A 16,341-nucleotide genomic window follows, 5' to 3' on the forward strand; every position below is an offset into this window, starting at 1 on the left:
GGGTTCTTAGCCGCCGATCTGCGCCTTGCGGGCGTCGATGATCGGCTGGTAGAAGGCCGGCGTCACTTCGGTATAGCTGGTGAAGTCGCCGCCCTGGATGGCGGAGAAGCAGGCCGGGTCGGTCTTCGGCAGGTCGACCATGAACTGCTTGAACTTGGCCTTCATGTCGGCGTCGATCGCGGTGCGCACGACGATCGGGCCGTTCGGGATCAGCGGCGACTTCCAGACTTCGTTGAAGTCCTTCATGTCGATCATGCCCTTGGAAACCATCTTGTGCAGGTTGCCCGAGGTGTAGCCCTCGTCGAACGAACCGACGCCCGAGCCGAAGGTGGTGCCGGCATCGAATTTGCCGTCCTTGACGGCCAGAACCAGGTTTTCATGGCCGCCGCCGAAGCCGGTCTCGCCGAAATAGTCCTTCACCGCGACGTTGCCGATATCCTTGGGCAGCGAGGTGACGGGGATCAGGTAGCCCGAGGTCGAATCCGGGTCGGCGAAGCCGAGCTTCTTGCCCTTCATGTCGGCCAGCGTCTTGATGCCCGAATCCTTGCGGGCGACCATGATCGAATAATAGCCCTTCGAACCGTCGGTCTGGACGGTGGTCAGGATCGGCTCGACCGCGTCGGCGTTGGCGAGGTAGATCTTGGCATAGCCGGAGGCGCCGAGCTCGGCGTAGTCGAGCGTGCCGCCGAGCAGGCCCTGGATGACGCCGTCATAATCGGTGGCCGGGAAAAGCTTCACTTCCTTGACGCCGATGGCGGCCGGAAGCGTGTCGGCGAGGCACTGGTAGTTGCGCAGGCTGTCGGCTTCGTTTTCGCCGCCGAGAATGCCGACGCGGAAGACTTCCGGGCTATCGGCATGAGCTGCCGTGGCGCCGGCCAGAGTGGCGAGCGCAACCGCGCCCAAAAGGGCTTTCCTTGGGAACATGGACGTGTCTCCTGTTAATTCCAATTGATATCGATGTGTCTTTTGCAGAACCGGCCCTTCACGCGGGCGAAACGATCACGGACGCTCAGTGGCCGGCATAGGCGGGCTGGAGCGATCCGGCGGATTCGAGTTTGCGCAACCGCTCGGGGCGGATGCTGGTCGAGGTGATGGCCTCGGAGATTTCTTCGCCATTGGCATCGGCGCCATAGACGAGGCGCACGGCCTCGCGGGTGAGGTTTTCAGGCGCGCCGTCGAACACCACCTTGCCGCCGGCCATGCCGATGATGCGGTTGCAATAGGCCCGCGCCGTGTCCAGCGTGTGCAGATTGGTGATGACGGTGATGCCTTCCTTGAGGTTGATGTCGCGCAGCGAATCCATCACCACCTTGGCGTTCATCGGGTCGAGCGAGGCGATCGGCTCGTCGGCCAGGATCAGTTTCGGCTGCTGCATCAAGGCGCGCGCAATAGCCACGCGCTGCTGCTGGCCGCCCGAAAGCGTGCCGGCGCGCTGAAGCGCGGTCGGCGCGATATCAAGGCGCTCAAGCGCTGCGATCGCCTGGGCGCGCTCCTCGTTCGAGAATATGCTGAGCAGGTTCAGTGCGGTGGAACGGTGGTTCAGCCGGCCGAGCAGGACATTGGTCAGCACGTCGAGGCGCGGCACGAGGTTGAACTGCTGGAAGATCATGGCGCAGTCGCGCTGCCATCGCCGCAGCGTCGCACCGCGATGGGCGGAAACTTCCTCGCCCTCAAAAAAAATCGACCCCTGGGTGGGATCGATGAGACGGTTGATCATGCGCAGAAGCGTCGATTTGCCGGCGCCGGAACGGCCGATGATGCCAACCATCTGGCCCTGCTGGATTTCCAGCGCGACGCCGTCAACGGCGGTCTTCTTGCCAAATCGGCGCGAGACGTTTCGGATTTCGAGCATGGCGACTTTCCCGTTCGGCTGTTTCAGCCTCATGGGAAGAATTGGCTACCGGACCAACATGAAAGCGCCGTGTCAGTTCGATGTCAGTTTTGTTACGCTCCACAGTCGTGACGGCAGTTATAACCGCTTTCAATCGATGAAATCGCTGGGAAAGCGGGGTTGAAAGCGTCAGGCAGCGCCCGGTGGGACCAGTCTGAAATCGGGCAGTTCGCGCAGCGCCAGTTCGGGACCTGCGGGCGAATAGACGACGAAAAGCTGCATCGGCCCGTCGCCTGTGTTGGTGGTGGAGTGGAACCGGCTTTCCGGCACATAGACGGTGCAGCCCGGCCCGACCTTCTGCACGACCGGATTGCCGGCCTCGTCCTCGACCATCTGCTCGCCGCTGCCGGAAATCACGAAGATGATCTCCTCCGCGCCCGGATGGTTGTGGCGCGTATGGCCCTGGCCCTTCTGCAGGTCGACGACGCCGCCGGAAAATCGCGCCGCACCATTCACCTCGGGCGCCACCGTCAGCGCCAGCCGGCCCCAGTCGAAGGCGAAGGTGTTCACATCCTTCGGATAGACGAAATTGCGTTCCTTGCTCATGGGCAAAACTCCTCCTCAGTTCTGGTTCGCGGCCGGCATCAGCGTCAGGTCCTTGAAGCTCGCCGTCTGGTCACGGATCGCGGCTTCAGCCGGCAGCCGCTCCATCGAGCTCGCGCCGTAGAAGCCGTGGCAGCCGCTGGCGTTTTCCAGGATGTGGCGTGCGTCCTCCGGCATCGAGATCGGCCCGCCATGGCAAAGCACGATGACGTCCTTGCGCGTCGAGCGCGCCGCCTCGGCAATCGCGTCGATTTCCTTGACGCAATCGTCCAGCGTCTTGGCCGAAGTCGCGCCGATCGAGCCGCCGGTCGTCACGCCCATGTGGGCAACGACGATGTCGGCACCCGCCTTGGTCATGGCGCGCGCTTCGTCCGGGTTGAAGACATAGGGCGTAGTCAGGAGATCGAGCCCATGCGCCTCAGCGATCATGTCGACCTCGAGGCCGTAGCCCATGCCGGTCTCCTCGAAGCTTTGGCGCATCGTGCCGTCGAACAGGCCGATGGTCGGAAAGTTCTGCACGCCCGAAAATCCCATATCCCGGAGCTCGGCAAGGAAGCGCGGCATCAGGATGAACGGGTCGGTGCCGTTGACACCCGCCAGAACCGGCGTGTGCCTGACCACCGGCAGCACCTCGACAGCCATTTCCCTAACGATTTCGTTGGCGTTGCCATAGGCGAGCAGGCCCGCTGCCGAACCGCGCCCGGCCATGCGATAGCGGCCCGAATTGTAGATGATGATGAGGTCGATGCCGCCGGCTTCCTCGGCCTTGGCCGACAGGCCGGTGCCCGCCCCGCCGCCGACGATCGGCACGCCGCGCTCGATCATGTCGCGGAATTTTTCGAGGATGTTCTTGCGGGGGATAGCCGGCATTTTGGTCTCACTGTTTTGCGATGGCGAGGAAGGCCGCAACTGCAGCCTGCGCGAATTCGGGATCGTTGATGTGCAGCGGCAGGCGCTCGATGCGCCGGTTGGGTGCCGGCTTCAGGCTCGTCTCGATGGCATCGAAGAGTGCGGCGTCGGCTTCCGGATCGAAGAAAGCGCCGCCCTCGATATCGAGCGCGGAAACACCTTTTTCGGGGATGAGGAAATGCACCGGCCCCTCGCAGGCGCTGAGCTTGCGCCCGATCCATTGGCCGATCTGGCAGCATTCGTTTGCGGTCGTGCGCATCAGCGTCACGTTGGAATTGTGCTGGTAGAACAGCCGCTCGCGATAGCGCACCGGCACCGTTTCCGGCGCCCAGAAATTCACCATGTCGAGCGCCCCGGCCGAGCCGACATAGGGCAGTCTGGTCCGGGCGATCGCATCCAGCCGGTCCTCACCGGCAGCCAATACACCACCGAACAGCAGGTCGCAGATTTCCGTCGTGGTGATGTCGATGACGCCGTCCAGCATCCCGCTGTCTGCGAGCTTTTCCATCGTCCGCCCGCCGGTGCCGGTGGCATGGAAGACGAGGCAGTCATAGCGGTCGCGCAACTGCTCCGAAATCGCCGTCACGCACGGCGTAGTCACCCCGAACATCGTCAACCCGATCGCCGGCCGGCCATCCTCGATCCTGGCCGGTTTGGCCGCCATGCCGGCGATCGCCTGCGCGGCATTGGAGAGCACCACGCGACTGATGCGGTTCAGCCCCGCAAGGTCGGTGATCGACGGCACCATGATGATGTCGGATACGCCGACATAAGGCGAGACGTCGCCCGAGGCGAGCGTCGAGACCATGGTCTTGGGCAGGCCGAGCGGCAGTTCGCGCATGCCGGCGGTCACGATCGAGGTGCCGCCACCGCCGCCTATGCCGATGATGCCGGCAATGTCGTTCCGCGTCGTGATGAACCGCGAAAACGCATCCGCCATCGCCGCCACCGCGCGGCCACGGTCGCCGCTGGCGAGTTCCGCCTGGGTCGTGTCAGCACCATGCCGGGCGACCTCGGCGGCGGAAATCTCCACCGCGATTCCGGCAGGCGTCGTGCCGACATCGACCCGCACCGGCGCGGCACCAAGTGCTGCGATCTGTGCTGCGAGATAGTCGAGCTCCTCGCCCTTTGTGTCGGCTGTGCCGACCACATAGATGCGCTTCACGGGTCCCTCCCTGCCGCGACCATTTTCCCCCGTCGCGGCGCGTCTCCGTCATGTGTCCGATGAGCCGATTTCAGCCATTGCAAATTTTTGAGACGCGCGTATCGTATTGATATGGTAGTCTCACGTCAACAAGCTGAAATCGTCGAAGAAGCCGAGCGCGGGCCCCGGGCGCGCACGCGCCGGCTCATGCTCGACACGGCAATCCGGCTGATGCAGGCCGGCGCGACGCCTTCGGTCAGCGAGGCGGCGGAAGCCGCCGGCGTATCGCGTGCGACGGCCTATCGTTATTTCCCGAGCCAGGCCGCCCTCGTGCAGGCCGTGGTCGACGAGGGGCTTGGGCCGATCCTCGACTGGCGCTCAAACTCGAAAGACACCGGCGAACGCGTCGCCGATCTCATCGGCACATCGCTGCCGCGCATCGAGGAATTCGAGGCCACCTTCAAGGCGGCGCTGAAACTGTCGCTCGACCAGTGGGCGCAGCGCCAGGCCGGCACATTGGGCACGGAACCTCAGTTCAAGCGCGGCCATCGCGTCGAGCTTCTGCGTGAGGCGATCGCCCCGCTCGGCGGCTTGATTTCGCCCGCGGCAAGCGAGCGGCTGGCGCAGTCGCTTTCGCTGGTTTTCGGCGTCGAAGTGCTGATCGTGCTGAAGGATATGTGGGGTTTGGGCAGCGAGGAAACCCGCTCGGTGGCGCAATGGGCGGCTGCAGCACTTGTGAGCGCTGCAATCAGCGAGGGTAGTGCGGCGTAGAAAGGCGGCATTGGTCTGCATGAAGCGGGCTTGCAAATCTGGTTCTACCAGATTTGATGTTTTGCCGCGTCGCTAGTGGTCTATGTCTATAACGAGTTTTCATCGCTTTTCGGCATGGATGAGCCAGAAGGAATATGAAATTCTTGTGAAGTCGTGCCGAGTTGGGTCCTGGTCCTCACAAAGAAACCACTTGACGGCAAAGCGCCAATTGGTAATACCAGATGCATAGGAGGAGCGGATTGGGCATTGTCGCCTAAATCGGTTCAGGGCAGGTCGAGGAGGACCGCGCCCCAAAGCAGCAGCACTGAAAGACTACCCGGAGCAGCGCCGCGCGCTGCCCGACCAAGAGGTAGAGTTGCGCACCACGGGAGGAACGCATAATGCGCAAGACATTGACCGGCCTGCTTGCCGGTATCGGCCTATCGCTAGCCTGCAGCACTTCGGCTTTCTCACAGGAACTGACCATCTTCTGGGCGGAATGGGATCCGGCCAACTACCTGCAGGAACTCGTCAACGAGTATGAAAAGGAAACCGGCGTCAAGGTCACCGTCGAGACGACGCCCTGGGCCGACTTCCAGACCAAGGCCTTCACCGAATTCAACGCCAAGGGCGATGCCTACGACATGGTCGTCGGCGACTCGCAATGGCTCGGCGCCGGCTCGACCGGCGGTCACTATGTCGACCTGACCGACTTCTTCAAGAAGCACAATCTCGGCGAGGTCATGGCGCCTGCCACGGTCAAGTCCTATGCCGAATATCCCGGCAACAGCGGCAAGTACTGGGCGATCCCGCTCGAAGGCGACGCCGTCGGCTGGTCCTATCGCAAGGACTGGTTCGAGGACCCGAAGGAGAAGGAAGCCTTCAAGGCCAAATATGGCTACGAACTCGACGTGCCGAAGGACTGGAAGGCGCTGCACGACATCGCCGAGTTCTTCCACCGCCCGGACGAGAAGCGCTACGGCATCGCCATCTACACCGACAATTCCTATGATGCGATGGCGATGGGCTTCGAAAACGCGCTGTTCAGCTTTGGCGGCGAGCTTGGCGATTACTCGACCTACAAGGTCGACGGCATCATCAACTCGGACAAGGCGGTAGCGGCCCTCGACGCCTACAAGGAGCTCTACAAGTTCACACCTCCGGGCTGGGCCAAGACCTTCTTCGTCGAGAACAACCAGGCCATCACCGAAGGCCTGGCGGCGATGAGCATGAACTACTTCGCCTTCTTCCCGTCGCTACTCAACGAATCGACCAACCCGCATGCCAAGAACACCGGCTTCTTCGCCAACCCGGCAGGCCCGGATGGCGATCAGTTTGCAGCTCTTGGCGGGCAGGGCATCTCGATCGTGTCCTATTCGCAGAACCAGGAAGAGGCGATGAAATTCCTCGAATGGTTCATCAAGGACGACACTCAGAAGAAGTGGGCCGAACTCGGCGGCTACACCTGCTCGAAGGCAGTGCTTGAATCCGCCGAATTCCAGAATGCGACGCCCTACAACAAGGCCTTCTACGAGACCATGTTCAAGGTGAAGGATTTCTGGGCCGTGCCGGAATATGCCGAACTGCTCCAGCAGCTGAACCAGCGCCTCTACCCGCACATCGTCGGCGGAGAGGGCACGTCGAAGGAAGTGCTCGACGCGCTGGCCGGCGACTGGAAGGCGACCTTCGCCAAATACGGCCGCGGTCAGTAAAGCCTCGATCCCCTTGGAGGGGGTGCCATAGCGCCCCCTCCTTTTCTTTCGTCAGGTCCATCAAAGCGCGGCAACAGCGCGGGTCCGGCGGACAAAACATCGGAAGCTTCTCAGAGGAGGAGAGTTTCTTGGCGACCGCAGTCATGACCAGTCTGAACCCTGCGTCTCGTGCCGCCGCGCGCGGTATGAGCGACCTCTCGATCCGCAATCTTTTCATCATCCCGACGATCCTGTTTCTGATCGTCTTCAACATCTTTCCGCTGCTCTACTCGCTCTATTATTCCTTCACGGATTTTCGCGCCTCCACCAACGCGGCAGGAAATTTCGTCGGGCTGCAGAACTACCGCGAGCTTCTCAACGACCCCTTCATCTGGTCGAACTTCGCCATCACCGCCAAATACGTCATCGTCTCGGTCACGGGGCAGGTGCTCGTCGGCTTTGGCGTCGCCCTCCTGCTCAACCGCCACATCCCCTTCAAGGGATTGCTGACCACCCTCCTGCTTCTGCCGATGATGCTGTCCATGGCCGTCGTCGGCCTGTTCTGGAAGCTGCTCTACGATCCTTCCTTCGGCATCATCAATTATGCGCTGGGCCTGGGCACCTTCGAATGGCTGGCCAATCCCGACATGGCGCTCTATGCGGTGGCCATCACCGATATCTGGATGTGGTCGCCCTTCGTCATGCTGCTGTCGCTCGCTGGCCTGTCGGCGGTGCCCAAGCATCTCTACGAGGCCGCGGCAATCGACCGTGCCGGCTCGTTCTACACCTTCTTCCGCATCACGCTGCCGCTGGTCGCGCCGATCCTGATGATCGCCATCATCTTCCGCACCATGGAGGCCTTCAAGACCTTCGACCTGGCCTACATCCTGACCAGCCAGCCGACCACCGAGGTTATCTCGATCCGGCTCTACAAGATGGCTTTCCAGGAATGGCAGACCGGCCGCTCCTGCGCGCTCGCCTACATCGTGCTGATCATGGTCATCGCCATCACCAACATCTACGTGAAATACCTGAACAAGGTGAAGGAGCGCTGAGATGGCCGCAGTCCGTACCAGCGGCGAAATCGCGCTCAACCGCCTCGCCATCGTCGGCGTCCTGATCGTCACGCTGATCTTTCTGGCGCCGATCTACTGGATCGCCTCGACGGCTTTCAAGCCGCGCAATCTTGCCACCACCATCCCGCCGACAGTGGTCTTCGAGCCCGAGATTTCGCCCTTCGTGAAGCTCTTCACCAAGCGCTCGCAGATCAGGCAGGCGCCGACGCCGGAAGTCTATGAAGCCGCTCCGTGGTGGGAACGCATGATATATGACGGCGGCGAAAAGGTCGTGCGCTCGGGCAGGGGAGAGGTACAGCTTTCCGGTTATCCCAGCCGCTTCATGAACTCGCTGATCGTGGCCATCACCTCCACCGTGCTTGCGGTCGGCATGGGCACCTTCACCGCCTATGGCTTTTCCCGCTTCAAGGTGAAGGGCGAGGCGGACCTGCTCTTCTTCATCCTGTCGACGCGCATGCTGCCGCCCGTCGTGGTGGCGATCCCGATGTTCCTGATGTATCGCGCCGTCGGCCTCAACGACACGCATTGGGGCCTCATCATCCTCTACACCGCTTTCAACCTCTCCTTCTCGGTCTGGCTGATGAAGGGCTTCATCGACGAGATACCCAAGGAGTATGAGGAGGCGGCCCTTGTCGACGGCTACACGCGCATGGAGGCCTTCTTCAAGATCGTCCTGCCGGAAGCCGCGACCGGCATCGCCGCCACCGCCGTGTTCTGCTTCATCACCGCGTGGAACGAATACGCCTTCGCGCTGATCATGACCAACCGCCGCGCCCAGACCGCGCCGCCCTTCATTCCGTCGCAGGTCGGCTCCGGCCTGCCCGACTGGACGGTGATTGCCGCCGGAACCTTCCTGTTCCTGCTGCCGGTCGCAATCTTCACCTTCCTCCTGCGCAACCACCTGCTGCGCGGCATGTCCTTCGGAGCGATCCGCAAATGATCCGCAGCGATACCCTCCAGCGCATCGCCGAAATCGTCATGGTGCTGGGCATTATCGCCCTGTGTCAGCCGTGGAACCTGTTCCTGCACCGCTACGGGCTGACTGTCATCATCATCGGGCTGGTTACCTTCATGCTGACAAACTGGTTCGGCTCCAAGGTGGTGACCGAGGTGGATGCCCCGCGCGGCAAGGAGGGCCACTCGTGACCCAGATCGAACTTCGCGGCGTCCAGAAATTCTTCGGCGCCGTTCAGGTCATCAAGGACCTCAACCTCAAGATCGAGGACAACGAATTCATCGTGCTGCTCGGCCAGTCCGGCTGCGGCAAGACGACGACCCTGCGCGCCATCGCCGGGCTGGAGACGATCGACGAGGGCGATATCCTCATAGACGGCCAGGCGGTGCAGCACCTGAAATGCTCAGACCGCGACATCGCCATGGTGTTCCAGTCCTTCTCGCTCTATCCGCACATGACGGTCTACGAAAACATGGCTTTTCCGCTGCGGGCGACACATATGAGCCGCAGCGAGGTCGACAAGGCGGTGCGCGGCATCGCCGGCGTGCTGCGCATCACCAACCTCCTGAGCCGCAGGCCCTCCGCCCTTTCCGGTGGCGACATGCAACGCGTGGCGATCGGCCGTGCGCTGGTTCGACGGCCGAAAGCCATGCTGATGGACGAACCGATCGGCGCGCTCGACGCCAAGCTGCGCGAGGAGATGCGGGCCGAGATCAAGCGGCTGCATCTGGAGCAGGGCTCGACCACCATCTATGTCACCCACGACCAGGTCGAGGCGATGAGCCTCGCCGACCGCATCGTCATCATGCATGAAGGCATCCTCCAGCAGGTCGGCACGCCGTCGGAAGTTTACTCCTACCCGGCCAATCTGTTCGTCGCCCAGTTCGTCGGCAGCCCGGTCATGAACATCGCCAAGGCCCAGGTCTCGGAGGAGGGGGGCTCGGCCCGCGTCACCGTCGATGGCGCTGAAAAGGGCTTTGCCTTCCCCACTGAGCTTCTCGGCAAGATCGACCGCCTCAAGGGCGCCAATGGCAGCCTGGCGCTCGGCATCCGCCCGGAAGGCGTCATGGTCGAGCATCAGGCACGCGAAGGTTTCCTGCCGGTCGAGGCGCAGATCATCGAACCGCTGGGTTCCTACGACATCGTCGACCTGAAGCTCGGCTCGCAGATGCTGCGCGCCCGCACGCGCAGCGGCTTCGTCGCCAGCGCCGGCGACAAGGTCTTTGCCCGCATCGACCCGACCCAGGCGCATTTCTTCGACACCAAGAGCGGCAATTCGCTGGGGGTGAGACTCTGATGGCCCATATCCAGCTGAAAAACATCACCAAGAAATTCGGCGCTCATACCGCGTTGAAGGGCCTCGACCTCGAAATCCAGGATGGCGAATTCTTCGTCCTTCTCGGCCAGACGGGTGCCGGCAAGACGACGACGCTGCGCCTGATCTCGGGGCTCGAAACACCGACTGAGGGCACCATCTTCATCGACGGCATCGATGTCGGTCCATGGGGCGCGGCTGAGCGCGACGTGGCGCTGGTGCTGCAGCAATACTCGCTCTATCCGCGCTACACCGTGCGCGAGAACCTCGAATTCCCGCTCAAGCCTAAGATCCGCCGCCTCGACCGCGCCGAGATCGACGAGCGCGTCAACCGCGTCGCCAAGACACTGCGCATCGAACACCTGCTCGACCGCAAGACCGACCGTCTCTCCGGCGGCGAGATGCAGCGCGTTTCCATCGGCCGCGCTATCGTGCGCAAGCCGCGCGTCTTCCTGATGGACGAGCCGCTGTCGGCGCTCGATGCCAAGCTGCGCGAGGCGCTGCGCACGGAGCTCAAGAACCTGCAGATCAATCTCGGCGCGACCTTCCTGTTCGTCACCCACGATCAGATCGAGGCCATGTCGATGGGCGACAAGATCGGCGTGCTCAACGAAGGCCATCTCGTCCAGGTCGGCACCCCGAACGAAATCTACAACAACCCGCTCAACACCTTCGTTGCCCGCTCCGTCGGCTCACCGCCGATGAACCTGATCGAGGGTGAACTGCGTTCGGGCAAGGCCGTCATGACGCAGAAGAATTTCGAACTGCCTTTCGCGGGGGCGACCGGGACGAGCGCGGCGGAAGGGGACCGCCCGCTCGTCTTCGGTATCCGCCCGGAGGACCTGCATCTGGAAGCCGGCGCGCCGGTGGAAGCCAGGGTGCACGATGTCGAAAACCACGGCGTCGAAAAAATCCTGACGCTGCGCGTCGGCGACACCATGCTGCGCGCCACCGTTCCGGCCCGCACCGACGTCGCGCTGGAAGATGCGGTGCGGTTTGCCTGGAACCCGAACAAGGTCGTGCTGTTCGATCGCGCCAGCGGTGTCAGCCTGCGCCACGCCGGCTGATTTCTAAGCCTCCAGCGCGCCCGACCGCGCATCAGCGCTGCGACGGTCGCCCACCAGCTTGACCAGGTCGGCGCCCGCCAGCGTCGCGCGTGAGGCCCGCCGCGTCAGGATAAAGCCCGCCTGCGGTGCAAGCACCTCCACGCGCCCGCCTTCCTCGCCCGGAGCCGTTACGATCGTCGCTATGCGCTGTCCAGCCATCACCCGGTCGCCTGGCTTGACGTCGTAGAGTATGGCGCCGGCGCAGGGTGAGGGCACCATGTCGATATGATCGATCGGCGCGACCTCGCCCTTGAATTCCGTGAGTGTGGCGACCGACTTGTCCTCGACCACGCCGCGCGCCACCAGCAGCCGATAAAGCCCCTCGGCATCGGCTTGGGCATGACCGGCGTCCACATCGAGGATGCCGCGATACTCCACCGTGGTCACGGCGCGCCGCTCCAGTTTTGCTTCCCCGGCCGGCAGCTGCAGATAGGGATAGAGTGCTGCCTCGTCGAAGGAGGCGCCCGAAGCGTCGCTCCACAATATGACCGCCTCAACGCCCATGCAGGCGGCGCAATCCGCCATCGCCGGCCACAGTTCCTTCTGGATGTAGAGATAGGGCAGGCCTTCGTCATCGCAGTGAAGGTCAAGCACGATGTCGTGGCCGAGCGACAGCTTCAGCAGCCGGGCCTTGAGCCGCTGGTCTGCGTTCATAGGCTTTTCGTCGCCGGGCAGCAGGCCGGCGTCCGGCCGGCCGATCAGGGGGAAGTCGCGGTTGAAATTGGTCCGCGTGCCGAGATGGAAACGACCCTGGGGCGAGCCGAAAAACTGCTGCGCCCGGCCGACCGGATTGGCACGCGGCACGATGGTCAGCGTGCCGCGGATCCGGCCTTCGACTTCGGCCTTGCGCAGCTTCGGCATCAGCGCGTCGATAGCCACCACGCCCGGCAGTTCGTCGCTGTGCAAGGCTGCCTGGATATAGGCCGACGGCGCGTCCGGAGATGAACCGGCGATGCGAAAGACGGGAAATTCATAGTTCGCCCCGTCGTCATTGCCCTTTATCGTCTCGATCGTTTTCTGCATCACGCTTCCCGTTTTGTTGCGGCGTCTGTCTTGCTTGGCGCTCCGCTTGCCACAATCGATTCTTCGCGGATCGCAGTTGAATCGCAGGACAGCCTGTGCGCCTTATGACGCGCCTGCGCCCTTGTATCGAGCAGCTGGGGGCCGAAGCAAGCCGGGAGAGCCATGCCTTCACCACGCGACCGACTCGAGGCCATCCTTGCCCGCCTGTCCATGCGCGCCGCCGAAGAGCGCGTCTTCACCAGGCTCTATCCTGAGGCCGCGCGCGCTGCCGCCGATGCCTCGGATGCGCGCCGCCAGGCGGGCGTCTCGCTCGGGCCGCTGGATGGAAAAATCGTTTCGATCAAGGACCTGTTCGACGTCGCCGGCGAGCCCACCCTTGCCGGCTCCGCCATCCGCCGCGATGCGCCGCCGGCAGAGCGGGACGCCGTGGTCGTTCGCCGTCTCCGTCAGGCCGGCGCGATCATCATCGGCAAGACGGCCATGACCGAATTCGCCTTCACCGCCGTCGGTATCAATCCGCATTTCGGCACGCCGGGCAACGCCGCCGATCCGGCCCGCATCCCCGGCGGCTCGTCTTCGGGCGCCGGCGTTTCGGCAGCCGAAGGCACCAGCGAAATCGCCATCGGCTCGGACACCGGCGGCTCCGTGCGCATCCCGGCTGCGCTGAACGGCGTCGTCGGCTTCAAGCCGACGGCTGGCCGCGTGCCCCTGGACGGTGTCTTCCCGCTGTCCTTCTCTCTGGATTCTGTCGGCCCGCTGGCCAGGACCGTCGCGGACTGCGCATTGGCAGACGCGATCATGGCGAGCAGCGAACCCGCCACGCTTGCTCCTTTGCCGCTTGCGGGCCTGCGCATAGGGGTGCCGAATGGCCGCCTTCTGGAAGGGCTGGAGCCTGCCGTGGCAAGCGGCTTCCAACGATCCCTGAACTTGCTCGAGAAAGCCGGCGCGCGCCTGACCGATCACGCAATCGACGACCTCGTCAGCGCCATGATCGACGCCACCAAAGATGGCACCATAGCAGGCATCGAGGCAGCATCGGTTCATGCCGATTGGCTGTCCGATCCTGAACTCGCCGCGCAGGTCGACCCGCGTGTCGCGGGACCGCTGGCGCGCCGCCTGTCGGTATCCGCCTCGGCCTACATCAGGCTCATCAAGCACCGCAACGAACTCGCCCGCGCCATGGATGCGCGGCTTGCTCCCCTCGATGTTCTGGCACTGCCGACGGTGCCGATCATCGCACCCGAAATCGCGCCGCTGGAAAACGACCGCGCGTTTCAGGATCGTGCGGACGGCCTTCTGCTGCGCAACCCGCAGGTCGCCAACCAGTTCGACCTGACATCGATTTCGCTGCCCATGCCCGGAATGAGCCTACCCGCCGGCCTGATGCTCTTCGCCCGCCACGGCCACGACCACCGCCTCCTCGCCATCGCGGCGGCTGTGGAGGCGGCGCTGGGGTGATGGGCGGTTGGTGAAGTCGTCATCCCGGAAACCGGAGCGAAGCGGAGGCTATCCGGGACCCATTGGCTGCAGCATCGTCAGGCGCGCCCCGGTCCTGACGGTGGTACCTCTGCACCGTTGCGTTCTTCTTTGAGGTTCCGGCATGGATCCGTCGCAAGAGCGACCCCCGCATTCGCTCCGCTCGTGCTGCGCCCGGGATGACGAAGGGAGGGACGGCACTTCAAACGTCAACCCTGGCGATTGGCGGCGCCAACCATGAAGTCGTCATCCCGGAAACCGAAGCGAAGCGGAGGTTATCCGGGACCCATTCCGAGCATCGTCAGGCACGGTCCCGTCCTGATGTTGACGCGCATTCTGTACCCTCGAAACGCTTCTCCGTTCCGGCATGGATTCCCGACACTCTCCGCTCGTTCCTCGCTCACGAGGTCGAGAATGACGAATTGCATTTAGGCTTGCCGCTAATCTAAAGCGTTGGTGATTTGCCAGCACGGCAGCTAAGAATCGCTGCCGATTTCGGACGATTTGCGGGCGTGGCAACCAACAAGCTCAGCTCATCTCCAACGTTGGCGGCTTGCCGCCCGGGCAAACAACAAGCTCGTCATTCTCGACCTCGTGAGCGAGCGTTAGCGAGTGGAGAGTGTCGGGAATCCATGCCGGATCATCGATGAAGCCGCTGCGGTGCAGAACTGCCGAAGCTGAAACCAGCGGGAACTGTGGGGGAAAGATTCACCGCAAATTTCCAACCAACCCATTGTTTCCACTCACCCCACACATTTTTTTCATGCCCAATCTTTCCCCACCCCAAGACACCGCCCGCATAATCCCCTCATCGCTCTTGCGGGACCGGGTTCTGGAACCGGGATCGGGGAGAGCGGCGGTGACCTCCCGCCCTGGTGTGGTAGCCAGGAACCCGAGGGCCCGACACAGGCCGGCGTCCTGCGGCCGCGTGCCCTGGCTGGAAGCTGCAAGCGATAAGCTTGTGGCGGAAGGATCAAGGGTAGATCGCGCAGGATGCGGAGAACCCGCGGCGTCTTGTCCATGGAATGTACATGGAGCGGGCGTTGTGACCGGCCAACTTCGGGACAGACACCGAGCGGGGCGCGGAAGTCGCGCCACGTACTAACATTAGGAAGGCACGGCCAAGCGCCCCGCTTCCCGGCTCTTTGACAATGGCCAGATGCGAAAGCAGGCGTGGCGATGATGAACTGCGTCCTTCGAGGCTCGCTAACGCTTGCACCTCAGGATGAGGGAGGACGGCGATGAAGCGCGCCGGCGTATTCTCCCCCCTCGAGGGGGGTGAGGAACGGTCCGCGCAGCGGACGAAAAGCCAACGATTTGGCTTTTCGAGTGACGAACGCCCGGAGCCTTAGCGTAGGGCCGGGGCGCGCAGCGCCAGAGGGGGTCGTTCATGCCGAACTCAACGCAAAACGAACGTCGAGCACTTCCGCAGCGACCCCACCCGGCCCTACGGGCCTCCCTCCCCTCGAGGGGGAGGGAAAACCTCACCCCGCAAACCGCTGCCGATAGTGCTCCACCACCTCCGGGTTGCGCAGATTGACCGGCAGCTCGCCGCCAAGCACACGGATTGCCTCGGACGCCGCGCCGGTGCCCATGCGCTGCATGCTCTCTTCGGTGATGCCGGCCATATGCGGCGTGACGATCACATTCGGGAACGAAAAATAGGGATGGTCCGGTGGCAGCGGCTGGGTCGAGAAAACATCGAGCGCAGCACCGCCGATGGCACTGTTGCGCAGCGCCTCGATCAGTGCGTCGTCATCGACCACCGGTCCGCGCGAGACGTTGACCAGAAGCGCGCCCGGCTTCATGCGGCCGATGCGCTCGCGGCTCAACAGTCCCGTCGTCTCGGGCGTCAGCGGGCAGCAGAGCACGACAATGTCGCTCTCTTCGACAAGCTGGTCGACAGTGGCGAAACGCGCGCCCTCCGGCAGGCTTTTCGGATTGCGGCTGTTGGCGATCACGTCGATCCCGAAGCCGTCGCGGGCGATGGAAAAAACCGCTCGCCCGACATTGCCCATGCCGATGATGCCCATCGTGCGGCCCGCAAGCTCGCCGGCGAAATTGGCGTGTTCGCGCCCGGCAAGCCAGCCTTGCGCGCGCAGGTCGGCATCTACGATACGGAAGCGGCGCAGCAGCGCCAGCGTCGCGAAGATGACGTGCTCGGCGACTGAACGGGCATTGACGCCCGGCACGTTGGCGACCAGCACGCCGGCCTGCGTGGCGGCGTCGACCGGGATCATGTCGAGCCCGGCGCCATGGCGGATGGCTGCACGCAGCTTCGGTGCGTTCGCAAAAAGGGCAGCGGGCAGTGGCGCACGCACGATGACGATGTCGGCATTTTCCGCTTCACGCACCAAGGTCGCATTATCCAGCGCCGAGGCGATGACCAGATCGCCATGCCCGGCAAGCATTGCGGTTGCCTTCGGATGCAGGGCGTGGGTGGAAAAGATGACCGCCATGGA

15 protein-coding genes are annotated in these 16,341 nt (G+C 63.4%); 8 read left to right on the plus strand and 7 right to left on the minus strand.

Features of this window, described 5'->3' with window-relative positions; all coding sequences use genetic code 11:
* Positions 1–6: 6 nt before the first annotated feature.
* The 5 genes from phnD to BM413_RS20670 all read right to left on the minus strand — a co-directional run bounded on the left by phnD (position 7) and on the right by BM413_RS20670 (position 4,508).
* Positions 7–924, minus strand: coding sequence for a phosphonate ABC transporter substrate-binding protein (gene phnD / locus BM413_RS20650; RefSeq protein ID WP_091916463.1), 918 nt, complete (start codon positions 922–924; stop codon positions 7–9).
* 85 nt (positions 925–1,009) lie between these two features.
* Positions 1,010–1,852: a phosphonate ABC transporter ATP-binding protein gene (gene phnC / locus BM413_RS20655; RefSeq protein WP_175544379.1), complete on the minus strand. Its 843-nt coding sequence runs from the start codon at positions 1,850–1,852 to the stop codon at positions 1,010–1,012.
* Positions 1,853–2,020: 168 nt separating this feature from the next.
* Complete coding sequence (locus BM413_RS20660; protein WP_091916465.1) at positions 2,021–2,437, minus strand: cupin domain-containing protein; 417 nt, start codon at positions 2,435–2,437, stop codon at positions 2,021–2,023.
* Between the two features lie 15 nt (positions 2,438–2,452).
* Positions 2,453–3,304, minus strand: coding sequence for a phosphoenolpyruvate hydrolase family protein (locus BM413_RS20665; protein ID WP_091916466.1), 852 nt, complete (start codon positions 3,302–3,304; stop codon positions 2,453–2,455).
* Between the two features lie 7 nt (positions 3,305–3,311).
* Complete coding sequence (locus BM413_RS20670) at positions 3,312–4,508, minus strand: Tm-1-like ATP-binding domain-containing protein (RefSeq protein ID WP_091916468.1); 1,197 nt, start codon at positions 4,506–4,508, stop codon at positions 3,312–3,314.
* 111 nt (positions 4,509–4,619) lie between these two features.
* Here BM413_RS20670 and BM413_RS20675 point away from each other — a divergent pair, with 111 nt between their 5' ends.
* The 7 genes from BM413_RS20675 to BM413_RS20705 all read left to right on the plus strand — a co-directional run bounded on the left by BM413_RS20675 (position 4,620) and on the right by BM413_RS20705 (position 11,341).
* A complete protein-coding gene (locus BM413_RS20675; RefSeq protein ID WP_175544380.1) occupies positions 4,620–5,258 on the plus strand; it encodes a TetR/AcrR family transcriptional regulator in 639 nt (212 codons plus the stop codon).
* A gap of 380 nt (positions 5,259–5,638) precedes the next feature.
* A complete protein-coding gene (locus tag BM413_RS20680; RefSeq protein ID WP_091916471.1) occupies positions 5,639–6,949 on the plus strand; it encodes an ABC transporter substrate-binding protein in 1,311 nt (436 codons plus the stop codon).
* A gap of 128 nt (positions 6,950–7,077) precedes the next feature.
* Positions 7,078–7,983 carry a carbohydrate ABC transporter permease gene (locus BM413_RS20685; protein WP_091916472.1) on the plus strand — a complete coding sequence of 302 codons (906 nt, stop codon included), beginning with the start codon at positions 7,078–7,080 and terminating at the stop codon, positions 7,981–7,983.
* A 1-nt stretch (position 7,984) separates the two neighbouring features.
* Positions 7,985–8,944, plus strand: coding sequence for a carbohydrate ABC transporter permease (locus BM413_RS20690; RefSeq protein WP_091916479.1), 960 nt, complete (start codon positions 7,985–7,987; stop codon positions 8,942–8,944).
* Entirely contained in the window at positions 8,941–9,150 is a 210-nt protein-coding gene (locus tag BM413_RS20695) for a hypothetical protein (RefSeq protein ID WP_139238623.1), read from the plus strand. The genes BM413_RS20690 and BM413_RS20695 overlap by 4 nt, the downstream gene beginning before the upstream one ends.
* Complete coding sequence (locus BM413_RS20700; protein ID WP_091916481.1) at positions 9,147–10,256, plus strand: ABC transporter ATP-binding protein; 1,110 nt, start codon at positions 9,147–9,149, stop codon at positions 10,254–10,256. The genes BM413_RS20695 and BM413_RS20700 overlap by 4 nt, the downstream gene beginning before the upstream one ends.
* Positions 10,256–11,341 carry an ABC transporter ATP-binding protein gene (locus tag BM413_RS20705; RefSeq protein WP_091916483.1) on the plus strand — a complete coding sequence of 362 codons (1,086 nt, stop codon included), beginning with the start codon at positions 10,256–10,258 and terminating at the stop codon, positions 11,339–11,341. The genes BM413_RS20700 and BM413_RS20705 overlap by 1 nt, the downstream gene beginning before the upstream one ends.
* Before the next feature lie 3 nt (positions 11,342–11,344).
* Here BM413_RS20705 and BM413_RS20710 read toward each other — a convergent pair whose 3' ends face one another.
* Positions 11,345–12,403 carry a M14 family metallopeptidase gene (locus BM413_RS20710; protein ID WP_091916484.1) on the minus strand — a complete coding sequence of 353 codons (1,059 nt, stop codon included), beginning with the start codon at positions 12,401–12,403 and terminating at the stop codon, positions 11,345–11,347.
* A 162-nt stretch (positions 12,404–12,565) separates the two neighbouring features.
* Between BM413_RS20710 and BM413_RS20715 the strand changes: the two genes are divergently transcribed.
* Positions 12,566–13,861: an amidase gene (locus BM413_RS20715; protein WP_091916485.1), complete on the plus strand. Its 1,296-nt coding sequence runs from the start codon at positions 12,566–12,568 to the stop codon at positions 13,859–13,861.
* Between the two features lie 1,502 nt (positions 13,862–15,363).
* Here BM413_RS20715 and BM413_RS20720 read toward each other — a convergent pair.
* Entirely contained in the window at positions 15,364–16,338 is a 975-nt protein-coding gene (locus BM413_RS20720; RefSeq protein WP_091916486.1) for a hydroxyacid dehydrogenase, read from the minus strand.
* Positions 16,339–16,341 lie beyond the last annotated feature (3 nt).

The organism is Mesorhizobium sp. YR577, assembly GCF_900116595.1.
Taxonomy (GTDB): Bacteria; Pseudomonadota; Alphaproteobacteria; order Rhizobiales; family Rhizobiaceae; genus Mesorhizobium_M.